Source organism: Synechococcus sp. HK05, assembly GCF_019104765.1.
Classification (GTDB): Bacteria; Cyanobacteriota; Cyanobacteriia; order PCC-6307; family Cyanobiaceae; genus Vulcanococcus.
This window is the reverse complement of sequence record NZ_JAHRXJ010000011.1, coordinates 506368-519621: the sequence shown is the minus strand read 5'-3', so window position 1 is coordinate 519621 and position 13254 is coordinate 506368. Positions and strand designations below refer to the sequence as shown.

Here is a 13254-nt window from a genome sequence, read left to right as displayed (position 1 = left end):
GTGGTTAGGCCAGCCCCGGCGCGATCACGCGCAAAAAAAAGCCGGCCCCCGCAGGAGCCGGCTGATGGGAAGCGGTGTGGCCCGAACAAGCGGGCCACGGGCGAAATCACTTGAGAGCGACCTTGCCGCCGGCTTCTTCGATGGCCTTCTTCATGGCCTCGGCATCAGCCTTGGAAGCACCTTCCTTGACGGCGCAAGGGGCACCTTCCACCAGAGCCTTGGCTTCGCCCAGGCCCAGGCCGGTGGCTTCGCGCACGGCCTTCAGCACTTTGATCTTGGCAGCGGCGTCGAAGCTCTCGAGCACGACGTCGAACTCGGTCTTCTCTTCAGCAGCCTCAGCAGCACCGCCAGCGGCGGGAGCAGCCATCACAACGCCAGCGGAAGCGGCGGCGGACACACCGAAAGCCTCTTCGATCTGCTTAACGAGCTCGGAAGCTTCAAGCAGGGAGAGCGACTTCAGTTGCTCGAGAATTTGGTCGGTAGTAGCAGACATGGTTGGGAATCAGCAACAGATCTGTGTGAACAGTCGGAGCGGAGAGCTCAGCAGAGCAGGCCTCAGTTGGCCGTGCCCTCGCCGTCGGCGTGCTGCTTGAGCGCCCGGGCAAGACCGGAGGGAACTTCGTTGATGCCCACAGCCACCTTGGTGGCCACGGCGTTGATCGCACCGGCGATCTGCGCCATGAGCACCTCCTTGGAGGGCAGATCCCCGATGGCCTTGATCTCGGATTGCGAGAGGAGCTTGCCTTCGAAAAGGCCGCCCTTCGTTTCCGATTTCTTGGTGTCCTTCTGGAAGGCCTGAACGGCCTTCACGGCACCACCCACGTCGCCCTTAACGAGCACGAAGGCGTTGGTGCCGGTGAGGAGGGAATCCAGTTCCGACCAAGCGCTGTTGCCATCAATGGCACGGCGCATCAAGGTGTTTTTGGTCACCTTGCACACACCGTTGCTGGCCTGCAGACGGGTCCGCAGATCAGACATCTCCTTGATGGACAGGCCCTTGTAATCAAGAACCAGCGCCATTTCGGCCTCACCGAGGAGCTGCTTGAGCTCTTCGACGATCTGTTGCTTGTTCTCCAGCGTGCGGCCCATGGGAAACGGAACGGATCGGGGGAACAAGCCGGGTACGCAGCCCCAGTGCGGATGCACTCGAGGGGCTGCGGCTTGCATTCCCCCGGCAGCGAACCGCCAGGGCAAAACCAGTCGCGTGCACCTCGGCAGGGTTTACGGCTGTCGGCAGCGATTCACCGAAGTGAGCGCTGGCCTTGAGCAGACCTGCTGTCTTGGGTAGGGCGCGTGCCCTTCTGGCCTAAGCCAGCAATCCAACCTACAACAAAGCCCCCGCCGGGGCGGGGGCAAAGGAGGCTGGGGGAGAGCCAGCTCTGGAAAGCCGGATCAGCCTTCCTGCTTGATGTCCTGCAGAGCCGACACATCCACTTCCACCGAGGGACCCATGGTGGAGGTGATGTAGAGGCTCTTCCAGTAGCGACCCTTCGCACCGCTGGGCTTGTTGCGGTCGATGGTCTCCTGGAGGGCCTTGAGGTTGTCGAGCAGCTTGGCGGCGTCGAAGCTGGCTTTACCGAAACGCACGTGCACGATGCCGGTGCGGTCGGCGCGGAACTCGAGTTTGCCGGCCTTGAACTCGTTGATAGCGGAGGCCAGGTCGGTGGTCACGGTGCCGGCCTTGGGGTTCGGCATCAGGCCACGGGGACCGAGCACACGACCCAGCTTGGCCACCTTGGGCATCATGTCCGGGGTGGCGATCAGCAGATCGAACTCCAGCTCGCCTTTGGCGATGGTGTCAACCAGATCGTCGTCACCAGCCAGGTCGGCGCCGGCGGCCTTGGCCTCAGCCACCTTTTCACCACGGGCGATCACGGCGATGCGGATGCTCTGGCCGGTGCCGTGGGGCAGCGCCACGGTGGTACGCAGCTGCTGGTCGGTGTACTTGGGGTCGATACCGAGGCGGGCGTGGGCCTCAACGGTCTCGTCGAACTTGGCGGTGGCGTTGGCCTTCACCAGTTCCACCGCTTCGAGCGGGGAGTAGGTGCGGGTCTCAACCTTGCCGAAGGCGGCGGAATAACGCTTAGAAACTTTGGGCATGTCAGGCGTGGGGTGCAGGCGAGCCGAAGGGCTCTCCCCCGATAAGGGACAAAACGTGGCGTGGGATCAGGGCTGGGCCGAGGCCCACTGATCTCAGTCCTTCACGGCGACGCCCATGTTGCGGGCGGTGCCTTCGATGATGCGCATGGCCGACTCAACGCTGGTGCAGTTGAGGTCGGGCAGCTTGGTCTTGGCGATCTCCTCGAGCTGTGCGCGGCTGATAGCGCCCACGGAACCCTTGGAGGAGGTGGCGGCACCCTTCTCGATCCCGGCTGCCTTGGTGATCAGCACGGAAGCGGGAGGGGTTTTGGTGATGAAGGTGAAACTGCGGTCTTCAAAGACCGAGATTTCAACCGGGATCACATAGCCAGCCTTGTCCTGCGTCCGAGCGTTGTACTCCTTGCAGAACGCCATGATGTTGACGCCGTGCTGACCGAGGGCAGGGCCCACCGGCGGCGCGGGGTTGGCTTTGCCGGCCTGGAGGGCCAGCTTGATCACAGCTACAACTTTTTTTGCCATCGTCCTGGCGGCTTGAGCAATCTGCGGATCCGCGACCCTAGGGCAGCGGGTGCGGCGGATCCCGGAGACCGGAACCCAGCCTGTGGCCGCCCTCCGCAGGGAGACGGCCGCACCGGAATCAGCTCTGCTTGCTGATCTGAGCGAACTCGAGTTCCACCGGGGTTTCCCGGCCGAAGATCGACAGCAGGGCTTTGAGCTTGTTGCGCTCGCCCGACACTTCGATCACCTCGCCCTGGAAGTCCTTGAACGGACCAGCGGTCACGAGGATCTGATCGCCCTCGGTGAGGTCGACCTTCACCACAGGCTTCTTCTCGGCCGCACGCTTGAAGATGCGATCCACCTCCGAGCGGCTCAGGGGGCGAGGCTTGATGTGACCGCGGGCCTTGCCGGTGGCGCGGCGATCTTCAGCGCCCACGAAGTTGATCACGTTCGGGGTGCTGCGCACCGCCATCATCGTGTCTTCATCCAGCACCATGCGCACGAGCACGTAGCCGGGGAACACCTTTTCTTCGGTGCTGGTGCGGCTGCCGTCTTTCTTGAGCTTCACCGCCGGGGTCTGGGGGATCTCGATCTCAAGGATGCGGTTGTCCACGCCCAGGGTCACGGCACGCTGCTCGAGCGTGGCCTTCACTTTCTTCTCACAGCTGGAGGCCACCTGCACGGCGTACCAGCGGGCGATGGGAGCACGACCTTCGGCGGCGGGAGCAGCAGCGGGCTCGGCCGCATCCACCAGCTCGGGAACGGCCAGATCTTCGGTGCTCAGATCGCTCAGATCAACGTCGGACACGGGCAACGGCAAAGGGGAAGGAGAACTCAGCGGAACACCTGGGCATTCACCCAGCTGTAGAAGCGGTCGATGGCGGCGATGGCAAAGGCCGAGAGGGTCACCATCAGAATCACGGCCACCGATTCGGCAAACAGCTGCTGGCGGCTGGGCCACACCACCTTGCGCAGCTCGGCCACCGTGCTGCCCACAAAGCCGGAGGGGGCTGGGGTGGGTTCAGCAGAAGGCCCGGGGGCTGGCGGATTGGGTTGTGGCTCAGTCGGGGTTTCCACCGCGGTGTCCAGAAGGTGTTCGCAGAGCGAGGGCGCGCGCTGTTGCGCAAACAGCCACCCTACCGGACGTGATCAAACCGCCTGGCTGATCGGGCTGAAGCGCAGCTGCCCCTCCGCCTCCTGCAGGCTCACCTGCACGGCGGAGGCCCCGAGGAAGCGCTCCTCGAGCAGCTCGGTGGCCAATGGATTTTCGATGCGCCGGCGCAACAGCCGGCGCAGGGGCCGCGCCCCGTATTCCGGCTCGTAGCCCTGTTGGGCCAGCCAAGGCACCACCGGCTCCTCCACCTGCAGCTCCAACCCCTGCTCCCGCAGCAGGGCAGCCAACTCCGCCAGCTGCAGATGCACGATGCGCTGCAGCTGCTCGGGGCCGAGGGGCTGGAAGCGGATCACCTCATCAATGCGGTTGAGGAATTCGGGGCGGAACTGGCTGGCCAGGGCCTGCTCCACCTGCTGCTCCAGCTGCGCCGGATCACCCGAGCTGCGGGCGTGGTCGAGGATCGCGCGGCTGGCGAGGTTGCTGGTCATCACCACCACGGTGTGGCGGAAATCCACGGTGCGGCCCTGGGAATCGGTGAGGCGGCCGTCATCGAGCACCTGCAACAGCACGTTGAACACATCCGGGTGGGCCTTCTCCACCTCATCGAGCAGCAGCACCGCATAGGGACGGCGACGCACCGCCTCGGTGAGCTGCCCCCCCTCCTCGTAGCCCACATAGCCAGGAGGAGCACCCAGCAAGCGCGCCACGGCGTTGCGCTCCATGAACTCGCTCATGTCGAGCCGCACCAGCGCCTCCTCCTCATCGAACAGCGCCGCGGCCAGGGCCTTGGCCAGCTCGGTTTTACCCACACCGGTGGGGCCCAGGAACAGGAACGAACCCACCGGCCGGCGCGGATCTTTCATCCCCGCCCGAGCCCGGCGGATCGCTGCCGCCACCGCCGCCACCGGCTCCTGTTGGCCGATCACCCGCTCACCCAGCCGCTGCTCCAGCTCCAGCAACTTCTGGCGTTCGCCCGCCATCAGGCGCTGCACGGGAATCCCGGTCCAGCGGGCCACCACATCAGCGATGTCGCCCTCTTCCACCTGCTCGCGCAGCAACGACTGGCCCGCTCGCTGCTGCTCCTGCAGTTGCGCCTCCAGCTCGCTGCGGCGCTGTTGCACGCCGTGCAGCTGGTCGTATTGCAACCGGGCCGCTTCCTCCAGATCGCCATCGCGCTCAGCCTCGGCGATCTGCAGCCGCAAGCTCTCGTCGTCGGCGAGGAGCTGCCGCAACTCCGCCAGCTCCTCGCGCTCGCCCTGCCAGCGCTGCTGCAGCTCCTGGAGCGCGGCATTGGCCTGCCGGCGCTGCTCTTGCAACGCCACCCGCTCCGGCTCAGGCGCGCTCTCCGCTGAGAGCAAGGCCAGCTCCACCCGGCGCAGCTCGGCTTCGGCCTCCTCCACCAGCCGCGGCTTGGAGGTCACCTCCATCCGCAGCTGGGCGGCGGCCTCATCGATCAGATCGATGGCGGAATCCGGCAGGCAGCGATCGGCGATGTAGCGATCCGCCAGGCGCGCAGCCGCCACCACCGCGCCATCGGTGATCGCAACGCCGTGGTGTAGCTCGTAGCGCTCCTTCAGGCCGCGCAGGATCAGGGTGCTGTCATCGAGCCCCGGCTCCTTGATCAACACCTGCTGGAAGCGGCGGTTGAGGGCGGGATCCTTTTCCACCGTGCGGCTGAACTCCTCGGGCGTGGTGGCACCGATGCAGCGCAGATCGCCACGGGCCAAGGCCGGCTTGAGGATGCTGCCGGCATCGCTGCTGGAGCGCTCCGGCCCCACCACGTTGTGGAGCTCATCGATGAACAGGATCACGCCGGCGCCTTTGCCCTCCGCCTCACGCACCTCCTTGAGCACGCTGCGCAGGCGCTCTTCAAATTGCCCGCGGAATTTGGCGCCGGCAATCAGGGCACCGAGATCGAGGCTGATCAGGCGCTGCCCCTTGAGGGCATCGGGCACTTCGCCAGCCACGATCCGCTGGGCCAGCAATTCAGCGATCGCGGTTTTGCCCACGCCGGGTTCACCGATCAGCACCGGGTTGTTCTTGCCGCGGCGAGAGAGCACCTGCATCAAGCGGCGGATCTCGGTGTCGCGGCCGATCACCGGATCCAGCTCGCCGGCGCGCGCCGCAGCGGTGAGATCGCGGCCGAACTGATCGAGGGCGCTGGGCTCCTGCTCGAGGGTGAGGGCTGAATCCGATTCCGCTTCCGCGGCAGGCGGGCGGGGCGCGGCAGCAGGGGCAGACGGCCCCGCGGGGGCGGAGGAAGCACCCCGATCGATCCAGCTGTCGCTGGTCTGCTGGGCCGCCCTGGGCTCCGGGGCGCGACGCACCGGCTCAGCCGCGGGGGGCGCGGGCCGTTCGGAGCGTTGCTGGCGGCGCAACAGGTCTTCGCTGAGGCCCTGATCCGCCAACAGGCGCCGCCCCAGGCGCGGTTCATCCAACAGCGCCAGCAGGATCTGGGGGATGTCAATCAGGCGGGCGCCCGCTGCCTCGCGGCAGCGCTCCGCGCCATCCAAAAGCTCTTCGAGGGCTTCCCCGATGTAGAGCTCACGGCTGGAGCTGGTGGGCTGATCGGCGCACACGTCGTCGAGCTGATCGAGCAATGCCTCTGGATCGAGGGGCAGCGGATCGATCCAGCTGGCATAGCGCGCATCGCTGAACAGCACCTGCAGCAGGTGCTCCACATCCATGTCGGCGTGGCGCCAGCGGCGGGCCTGCTCCTGGCTGGCAAGCAGCAGATCCCAGGCCGCATCACTGAAGCGATCCGGTTCAGCGGTGAGAGTGTCAGGCCGCATGGGCGCGTGAGCTCAGCTCGATCAGTTCCACCTTGTAGCCGTCGGGATCTTCCACAAAGGCGATCACCGTGCTGCCGTTTTTCATCGGCCCCGGCTCCCGCACCACCCGGCCACCCTTGGAACGGATCTGATCGCACACACCCACGATGTCGTCCACGCCGAGAGCGATGTGGCCATAGCCCGTGCCGATCTCGTAGCTGCTGGTATCCCAGTTGTGGGTGAGTTCCAGCACCGTGGTGTCGCTCTCCTCGCCATAGCCCACAAAGGCCAGGGTGAAACGGCCGCCGGGATAGTCCTTGCGGCGCAGCAGGCGCATCCCGAGCACCTCTGTATAGAAGGTGATCGAACGCTCCAGGTCGCCGACCCGCAGCATCGTGTGGAGCAAGCGCATGGAAGCCGCATCAGCCAGGCGCATTCTGACCAGAGCTCACCATTCGGTGCCAACGGGCACAAGAGCAGCGGCAGGGGCGACCCATAGGATCCCCCTCAAGGACCACTGAGACACACCCCGGCCGCTGTGATCGACACCCTCGACCTCGTGATTGACACCATCGTGGCCCGGGAGGTGCTCGACTCCCGCGGCACCCCCACGGTGGAAGCCGAGGTGATGCTTGAGGGCGGTGCCAGCGGCCGCGCCATCGTGCCCAGCGGCGCCAGCACCGGTGCCCACGAAGCCTGTGAACTGCGCGACGGCGGCAGCCGCTACTGCGGCAAGGGTGTGCTGCAGGCCGTGAGCAACATTGAGGAGAAGATCGCCCCCGCTCTCTGCGGCCTCAGCGCCCTCGATCAGGGCACCGTGGATGCGGCGATGCTCGAACTCGACGGCAGCGCCAACAAGAGCGCCCTCGGCGCCAACGCGATCCTGGCCGTGAGCCTGGCCACCGCCCGCGCGGCCGCCAATGGCGTGGGCCTGCCGCTCTACCGCTACCTGGGTGGCCCGATGGCCAACCTGCTGCCGGTGCCGCTGATGAACGTGATCAACGGGGGGGCCCACGCGGCCAACAGCCTGGATTTCCAGGAGTTCATGCTCGTGCCCCATGGCGCACCCACCTTCAGCGAAGCGCTGCGCATGGGCACCGAGGTGTTCCACACCCTCAAGGGCCTGCTGAAAGACAAGGGCCTGAGCACCGCCGTGGGTGATGAAGGCGGCTTCGCCCCCGATCTCGGCAACATCGAAGCCGGCGAACTGCTGGTGCAAGCGATCGAGAAGGCGGGCTACCGCCCCGGCGATCAGATCTCCCTGGCCCTCGATGTGGCCAGCACCGAGTTCTTCAAAGACGGCCGCTACGCCTTCGATGGCGGCAGCTACACCAGCGCCGAGATGGTGGATCAGCTCGCCCAGCTGGTGAGCCGCTTCCCGATCACCTCGATCGAAGACGGCGTCGCTGAAGACGACTGGGACGGCTGGGCCCTGCTCACCGAAAAGCTCGGCAAAACCGTGCAGCTGGTGGGCGACGACCTGTTCGTGACCAACAGCGCCCGCCTGCAGCGCGGCATCGACCTCGGCGTGGCCAACTCGATCCTGATCAAGGTGAACCAGATCGGTTCCCTCACCGAAACCCTTCAGGCGATCGATCTGGCAGGCCGCGCCGGCTACACCAGCGTGATCTCCCACCGCTCCGGCGAAACCGAAGACACCACCATCGCCGACCTGGCCGTGGCCACCCGCGCCGGCCAGATCAAGACCGGTTCGCTGAGCCGCAGCGAGCGCGTGGCCAAGTACAACCAGCTGCTGCGCATCGAAGACGAACTGGGCAGCCAGGCCGTGTATGCCGGCGCGGAAGATCGCGGCCCCCGCGGCAAGGCCTGAGCCGCCTCAGGATTGCCCCAACTTGTCGATGCGGCCATCGCGCCGCAGCCGGGCCTGCAGCTTCAACCAGCTCAGGCCCACAGGCGCTGAGAGCACGATCGGCACGGCGGTGAGCGCTGGCCTCGCGCTGGCCGCCAGCAACGCAGCCGACACCAACAGAGCACCCAGCAGCATCGACTGACCAGCGCTCTGCTGACTCAATGCCACACGCCGCAGCAGCCGATCGGTTTCACCGGCGCGAATCTGCACCTGCAGGTCGCCCTGCTCGATGCGCGAGAGGCTGTCTTCGAGGCGCTGCGGCAGACCCAGAGCGCGGCTGCCCACCTCCACGGCCTGGCGACCCAGCTGATTGAAGAGATCGTTGGGGCCGTTGCCGGAAGCGCTCATCAGGGGCAGCAGGTAGGGGCGGGCAATCGCCACGAGGCTAAAGCTGGGATCGAGGCTGCGGCCTACGCCCTCAAAGGTGGAGAGGGCCCGCATCACAAAGATCAGCTCGGGGGGCAGGCGGAAGGGCTGGCCATACACCAGCTCATAGAGATCACCCGAGAGCTTCTCGATCACGTTGGCGGAGAAGGGGGGCGTGAGCGCCTCGGTGAGCATCACCCGCACCAAGCGCCGCACAGGCCCTGGATCGATGTCGGGTGCGATCACCCCAGCAGCCTGCAGTTCGTTCACCAGCCCACCGGCGTCGCGGGCGGCGGCGGCCGTCACCATGCGGCCCAGGCGACTGCGCAGCCGCTGCGACAGGCTGCCCACCATGCCGAAGTCGTAGTAGATCAGTGCCCCATCACGGGCCACCGCCAGATTGCCCGGGTGGGGATCGGCGTGGAAGAAGCCGAAGCGCACCAGCTGCTGCAGGTAGCTGGCGGCGCCCTTTTCGGCCACCGCCGCCGGATCGATGCCCGCCTCGAGGATCGCCTCGCGGTCGGTGATCTTGATGCCCGGCACGTAATCCAGGCAGAGCACCCGGCGGGTGGTGAGCTCCCACACCACGGCCGGAATGCGAATACCCGGATCGTCCAAAAATTGCTGGCGGAAGCGGGCAGCGTGTTCGGCCTCCAGGCGGAAATCGAGCTCCCGCAGCAGCACACGCCGGCACTCCTGGGCGATCGACACCCAATCGCGCCCCACCCCCCAGCTGGGATGGCGTTGCAGCACCGCTGCCACTTGCTGCATCACCTCCAGGTCGAGGCGGAACAAGCGCTCCAAGCCCGGGCGCTGAATCTTGAGCACCACCTGGCGGCCGCTGCGCAGGCTGGCGCGGTGCACCTGGGCCAGGCTGGCGGCCCCGAGCGGATCGGGATCGAGATCGATGATCTCGGCGCAACGCTCACCCAGCTCCTGCTCCAGGAGCGCCTGGGCCGTTTGGAAGGAAAAGGCGGGAACGCTGTCTTGCAGGCGCGAGAGCTCCTCCACCCAGCTGGCAGGGAGCACATCGGGGCGGGCTGAGAGCAACTGCCCGAGCTTGATGAAGGCCGAGCCGAGCGTGAGCAGCTCGGCGGTGAGCCAGCGGGCCCGGCGCCGCTGCCGCTCCGCGCGGCGCTCCTCGCTGGCGCCACCGGGATAGCTCCAATCGCGGGCATCGAGCCAGAGCCATAGGAGAAGCTGCAACACAGCACTCCAGATGCGCAACACGCGCGTGGCACTGCGCACACCCTGCGTCAAGGCAGGCATCAGGGCTGCTCCTCCAAGCGACGCGCCACCCGCGCCACCTGCGCCCGCAACTGATCGATCTGCTGCTGCGGATCAACCGGGGGCGACATCGGCTCACCAGCCGCGGGGGCGGGCTCGCCATCACCGCGCTCCAGGCGCTGAGCCTCCAACTCCACCTCTTCGCGGAACAAATCCCATTCCTGCCGAAACCGATCAGGCGCATCCTGTGCCAACACCGCCAGACCGGCGGCGGCATCCGCCAAACCGCTACCCAGGCGTGCGGAGAGTCGATTCAGTGCTGCCTGCACCAGGGTCTGAGGTGTGCTCATGGCGGCCGACCGGGCCGAGGCCAGGCGTGATCTGCTGAAACTGTGGCAGATCAGAGCTGGGGAGCGGGAGGCGGCAGAGGCAAGGGCTGGGGTTGGAGCACGGGCACAGGCGGCACGCTTGCAGGTGGCTTGTCCTGCAGCTTGGGCTTCGCCTGTGGTGTCGGCTTGGGCTTGGGTTTGGGAGCCGGAACCGCAGCAGGGGTTGGTGCAGGCGCAGTTATGGGTGCAACAACTGGCTCAGGGGCGGGCCCTGCTTCGGCATCCTGCAGCGGTTCAAGCTGAGCAGCGTTCTTAAGGCGTTCCTCAGCCTTCTTGGCTTCCTCGGCGCGCTGCTTGGCCTCTTCCTGCTGCTGCCGCTCCAGTTCCTGCAGCTCCAGATCGCCCCTGATTTCCGCCTGGGCATCCCCAAAGCGCAACTTCAGGCTCTCAAGGCTGGTGCCGGGGAACACCTGCACGTCGAAGCCAGGGCCAAAGCGGATCAGCTCTGCCACGTTGAAGCTCACGAGCCGTTGGGTAATGCCGTAGGCCACGCCAAAGCAGAGGCCTGCCACCAGTGGCCCCTTCCAGATGGGCTGCGGCCGAGGCTGGGTTGACTGCGACACCCGGGCCATGGGGCCAGCACGAGGGCGCCAACTCTAAGCAGCACCCACCGCAAGCCTCAGACCACGCCCCCAACAGGTAGCGGGCGCATGCAGACATTGCATAAACAACGTCCGCTTGTGTTGAAGCAGCCAACAACACAAGGACCACGTGATCCCGCCGCGTAATTTCGGCACCGTCGCGTGTGGGAGGAGGGATGATTTCACTGGATTGCCTCGCCGCGCTGGATCATTTGATCTGGTTGCGCACGGGCCAACGGGCGGCAGAAGCCCTGGCCTGCGCCCAGCCCACCGTGAGCCGCAACAGCCGCAAATGCCTGGAGCTGCTTGATCTGCAGCTGGCCCGCAGCCGAGGCGAGTGGCGGCTCATCGGCGACACCGAACTGATCAACCTGGAGCGGCACGTGCACCAGCAATGGCGCTGGAGCCGTGATCACACCCTGCGACTGGACGCGCAGCACTGGTCAGCGCCAGGGCTGGATGGTGTGGCACTCGACAACTGGCAGCGCGGCAACTTCAACTACCTCGATTACGAACAACCCCTGGCTCTGTTGCAAGACGGGGTGATCGACGCCTGGATCTGCTCCGCGCCCGATGCCCCGCTGCGGGACGGTCTCCGGGGCCTGCGGCTCACCACCATGCCCATGCACCTGATGGTGCCGGTGGGCCATCCCCTGGCCGAACGGCGCGATGCCATCACCTGGGATGAGCTGTTGCCCTATCCGGTGCTCCCACTGCCGGATGGCAGCTTCCCGGTGTTCGAGCAGGTGCTGCGCAACTGCGGCTTGCTCCCCAGCGCCGCGCGGGAAGCCGCGATGAAGCAGGCGCCGTGGTTTGGCCAGAGTCCGGTGGAAGCGATGTTGGTTGGCTACTCCTCACCCCTCACCCTTCATCTCTTCGGCGATGACTGGGTTCGCCTGCCCCAGCAACTCCCCGTTGAAGTGGGCGATGTGCTGATGGTGCGCGAGCCCTATGCCGACCATCCCCGCACGCAGGCCCTGTTCAACCAGCTGATCGATCACATCGCCCACCTGGCCGCCCCGCACAAGGATGTGGTGGTGCATCGACAGCCGGTGGCTTACGTCGTGTAATCGGCGTTGATGCGCACATATTGATCAGACAAGTCGCATCCCCAGGCACGGCCTGCACCTTGCCCCGCGCCCACTTGGATGCGGATCAGCACCGTGTCGTCGCTGAGGTAAGCGCCCGCCGCCCGATCGCGCATGTAGGCCGAAGCCGCAGGGCGATCAAAGGCGAGGGGCTGACCTGCGGCCATCAATTGATGCTCCCCCAGCCAGAGGGCGACGGCATCGGGATCCATCGGCACTCCGGCCCGGCCGGCAGCCGCCACGATCCGGCCCCAGTTGGGATCGCGGCCGTGCACGGCGCACTTCACCAAGGAGGAGCCGCAGATGGTGCGGGCAATGGCCCGGGCAGCGGCGTCATCGCTGGCACCCTCCACCTGCACCTCCAGCAAACAGGTGGCGCCCTCGCCATCGCGGGCAATCGCCTTGGCCAGATGTTGCGACACCGCCGTCAGGCCGGCCTCCAGTGCGTCGAAGTGCTCGGGGCTCAAGGGCTCACCGGCTGCAAACGCCAGGTATGTGTCGTTGGTGCTGGTGTCGCCGTCCACCGTGATCGCATTGAAGGAGCGATCCACCGCCCGCTTCACCATCGCCTGCCACACCTCAGGCGGTACGCCGGCATCGCAGCTCAGGTAACCGAGCATGGTGGCCATGTTGGGGTGGATCATTCCCGAGCCCTTGGCCATGCCGCCGATGCGCACGCGGCGACCGCCCAGCTCGGCCTCGAGGGCGATCTGTTTGTCGATCAGATCGGTGGTGAGGATCGCCGTGGCCGCATCAGCTCCCCCCTCGGCGCTGAGGGCCGCCACGAGGGGATCCAGCCCCGCCAGCAGCGTGTCCATCGGGATCGGCACGCCGATCACCCCGGTGGAGCAGATCAGCACCTCCTCCGCCGCCAGCCCCAACCGATCGGCCATGGCCTGGGTGGCGCGCTGGCTGTCGATCAAGCCACGATCGCCCGTGCAGGCATTGGCCTGACCGGAATTGGTGAGCACAGCCCGGGCATGGCCGCCACTGGCCTGCAGCCGTTCGGCGCAGAGATCCACGCAGGCGGCCCGCACCAGCGAGGTGGTGAACGTGCCGGCGCATACCGCCCCTTCTGGCGCCAGTAGCAGCGAGAGATCGGGCTTACCGGAGGCCTTGAGGCCAGCGGTGATGCCAGCGGCCAGGAAACCCTCAGGGGCTGTCACGCCGCCGGGGATGGGATACCAGGGGTGAGTCACGGCCGCCGCCACTCGCTCGAATGCTGCGATTCTGAGCGCTGATCGCCCGCG

At 66.5% G+C, this 13254-nt stretch carries 14 protein-coding genes; 2 read left to right on the top strand and 12 right to left on the bottom strand.

What is annotated here, in order from left to right; translation table 11 throughout:
- Positions 1 to 106: 106 nt before the first annotated feature.
- The 8 genes from rplL to gloA form a co-directional block, all read right to left on the bottom strand.
- Entirely contained in the window at positions 107 to 493 is a 387-nt protein-coding gene (gene rplL, locus KUL97_RS12015) for a 50S ribosomal protein L7/L12 (protein WP_010305422.1), read from the bottom strand.
- 62 nt (positions 494 to 555) lie between these two features.
- Positions 556 to 1089 carry a 50S ribosomal protein L10 gene (rplJ, locus tag KUL97_RS12010; RefSeq protein WP_010305426.1) on the bottom strand — a complete coding sequence of 178 codons (534 nt, stop codon included), beginning with the start codon at positions 1087 to 1089 and terminating at the stop codon, positions 556 to 558.
- A 303-nt stretch (positions 1090 to 1392) separates the two neighbouring features.
- The gene (gene rplA, locus KUL97_RS12005; RefSeq protein ID WP_217797184.1) at positions 1393 to 2100 is read right to left on the bottom strand and encodes a 50S ribosomal protein L1; all 708 of its coding nucleotides are present in this window, start codon (positions 2098 to 2100) and stop codon (positions 1393 to 1395) included.
- A 93-nt stretch (positions 2101 to 2193) separates the two neighbouring features.
- Positions 2194 to 2619 carry a 50S ribosomal protein L11 gene (gene rplK / locus KUL97_RS12000; protein WP_010305434.1) on the bottom strand — a complete coding sequence of 142 codons (426 nt, stop codon included), beginning with the start codon at positions 2617 to 2619 and terminating at the stop codon, positions 2194 to 2196.
- A 118-nt stretch (positions 2620 to 2737) separates the two neighbouring features.
- Entirely contained in the window at positions 2738 to 3406 is a 669-nt protein-coding gene (nusG, locus tag KUL97_RS11995) for a transcription termination/antitermination protein NusG (RefSeq protein ID WP_217797183.1), read from the bottom strand.
- Between the two features lie 26 nt (positions 3407 to 3432).
- Positions 3433 to 3675, bottom strand: a complete 243-nt coding sequence (gene secE, locus KUL97_RS11990; RefSeq protein WP_217797182.1) for a preprotein translocase subunit SecE — start codon at positions 3673 to 3675, stop codon at positions 3433 to 3435.
- Between the two features lie 72 nt (positions 3676 to 3747).
- A complete protein-coding gene (locus KUL97_RS11985; protein WP_217797181.1) occupies positions 3748 to 6504 on the bottom strand; it encodes an ATP-dependent Clp protease ATP-binding subunit in 2757 nt (918 codons plus the stop codon).
- Positions 6494 to 6895: a lactoylglutathione lyase gene (gloA, locus tag KUL97_RS11980; RefSeq protein ID WP_217797180.1), complete on the bottom strand. Its 402-nt coding sequence runs from the start codon at positions 6893 to 6895 to the stop codon at positions 6494 to 6496. Before gloA ends, KUL97_RS11985 begins: the two co-directional genes overlap by 11 nt.
- Before the next feature lie 126 nt (positions 6896 to 7021).
- On the opposite strand from gloA, the gene eno reads away from it, so the two are divergent.
- A complete protein-coding gene (gene eno / locus KUL97_RS11975; RefSeq protein ID WP_217797179.1) occupies positions 7022 to 8314 on the top strand; it encodes a phosphopyruvate hydratase in 1293 nt (430 codons plus the stop codon).
- Positions 8315 to 8320: 6 nt separating this feature from the next.
- Here the strand turns inward: eno and KUL97_RS11970 are convergent, their stop codons facing one another.
- The 3 genes from KUL97_RS11970 to KUL97_RS11960 are packed head-to-tail and all read right to left on the bottom strand — an operon-like array spanning position 8321 to position 10907.
- Positions 8321 to 9988 (bottom strand): AarF/ABC1/UbiB kinase family protein, encoded by a 1668-nt coding sequence (locus tag KUL97_RS11970; protein WP_217797178.1) that lies wholly within the window; start codon positions 9986 to 9988, stop codon positions 8321 to 8323.
- Positions 9988 to 10296 carry a hypothetical protein gene (locus KUL97_RS11965; protein WP_217797177.1) on the bottom strand — a complete coding sequence of 103 codons (309 nt, stop codon included), beginning with the start codon at positions 10294 to 10296 and terminating at the stop codon, positions 9988 to 9990. The genes KUL97_RS11970 and KUL97_RS11965 overlap by 1 nt, the downstream gene beginning before the upstream one ends.
- A gap of 50 nt (positions 10297 to 10346) precedes the next feature.
- Positions 10347 to 10907, bottom strand: a complete 561-nt coding sequence (locus tag KUL97_RS11960; protein ID WP_217797176.1) for a hypothetical protein — start codon at positions 10905 to 10907, stop codon at positions 10347 to 10349.
- A gap of 230 nt (positions 10908 to 11137) precedes the next feature.
- Between KUL97_RS11960 and KUL97_RS11955 the strand changes: the two genes are divergently transcribed.
- Positions 11138 to 11986, top strand: a complete 849-nt coding sequence (locus tag KUL97_RS11955; protein ID WP_217797175.1) for a LysR substrate-binding domain-containing protein — start codon at positions 11138 to 11140, stop codon at positions 11984 to 11986.
- Here KUL97_RS11955 and argJ read toward each other — a convergent pair.
- Entirely contained in the window at positions 11974 to 13233 is a 1260-nt protein-coding gene (argJ, locus tag KUL97_RS11950) for a bifunctional glutamate N-acetyltransferase/amino-acid acetyltransferase ArgJ (RefSeq protein WP_368656165.1), read from the bottom strand. The two genes, KUL97_RS11955 and argJ, sit on opposite strands and share 13 nt — an antisense overlap.
- Positions 13234 to 13254 lie beyond the last annotated feature (21 nt).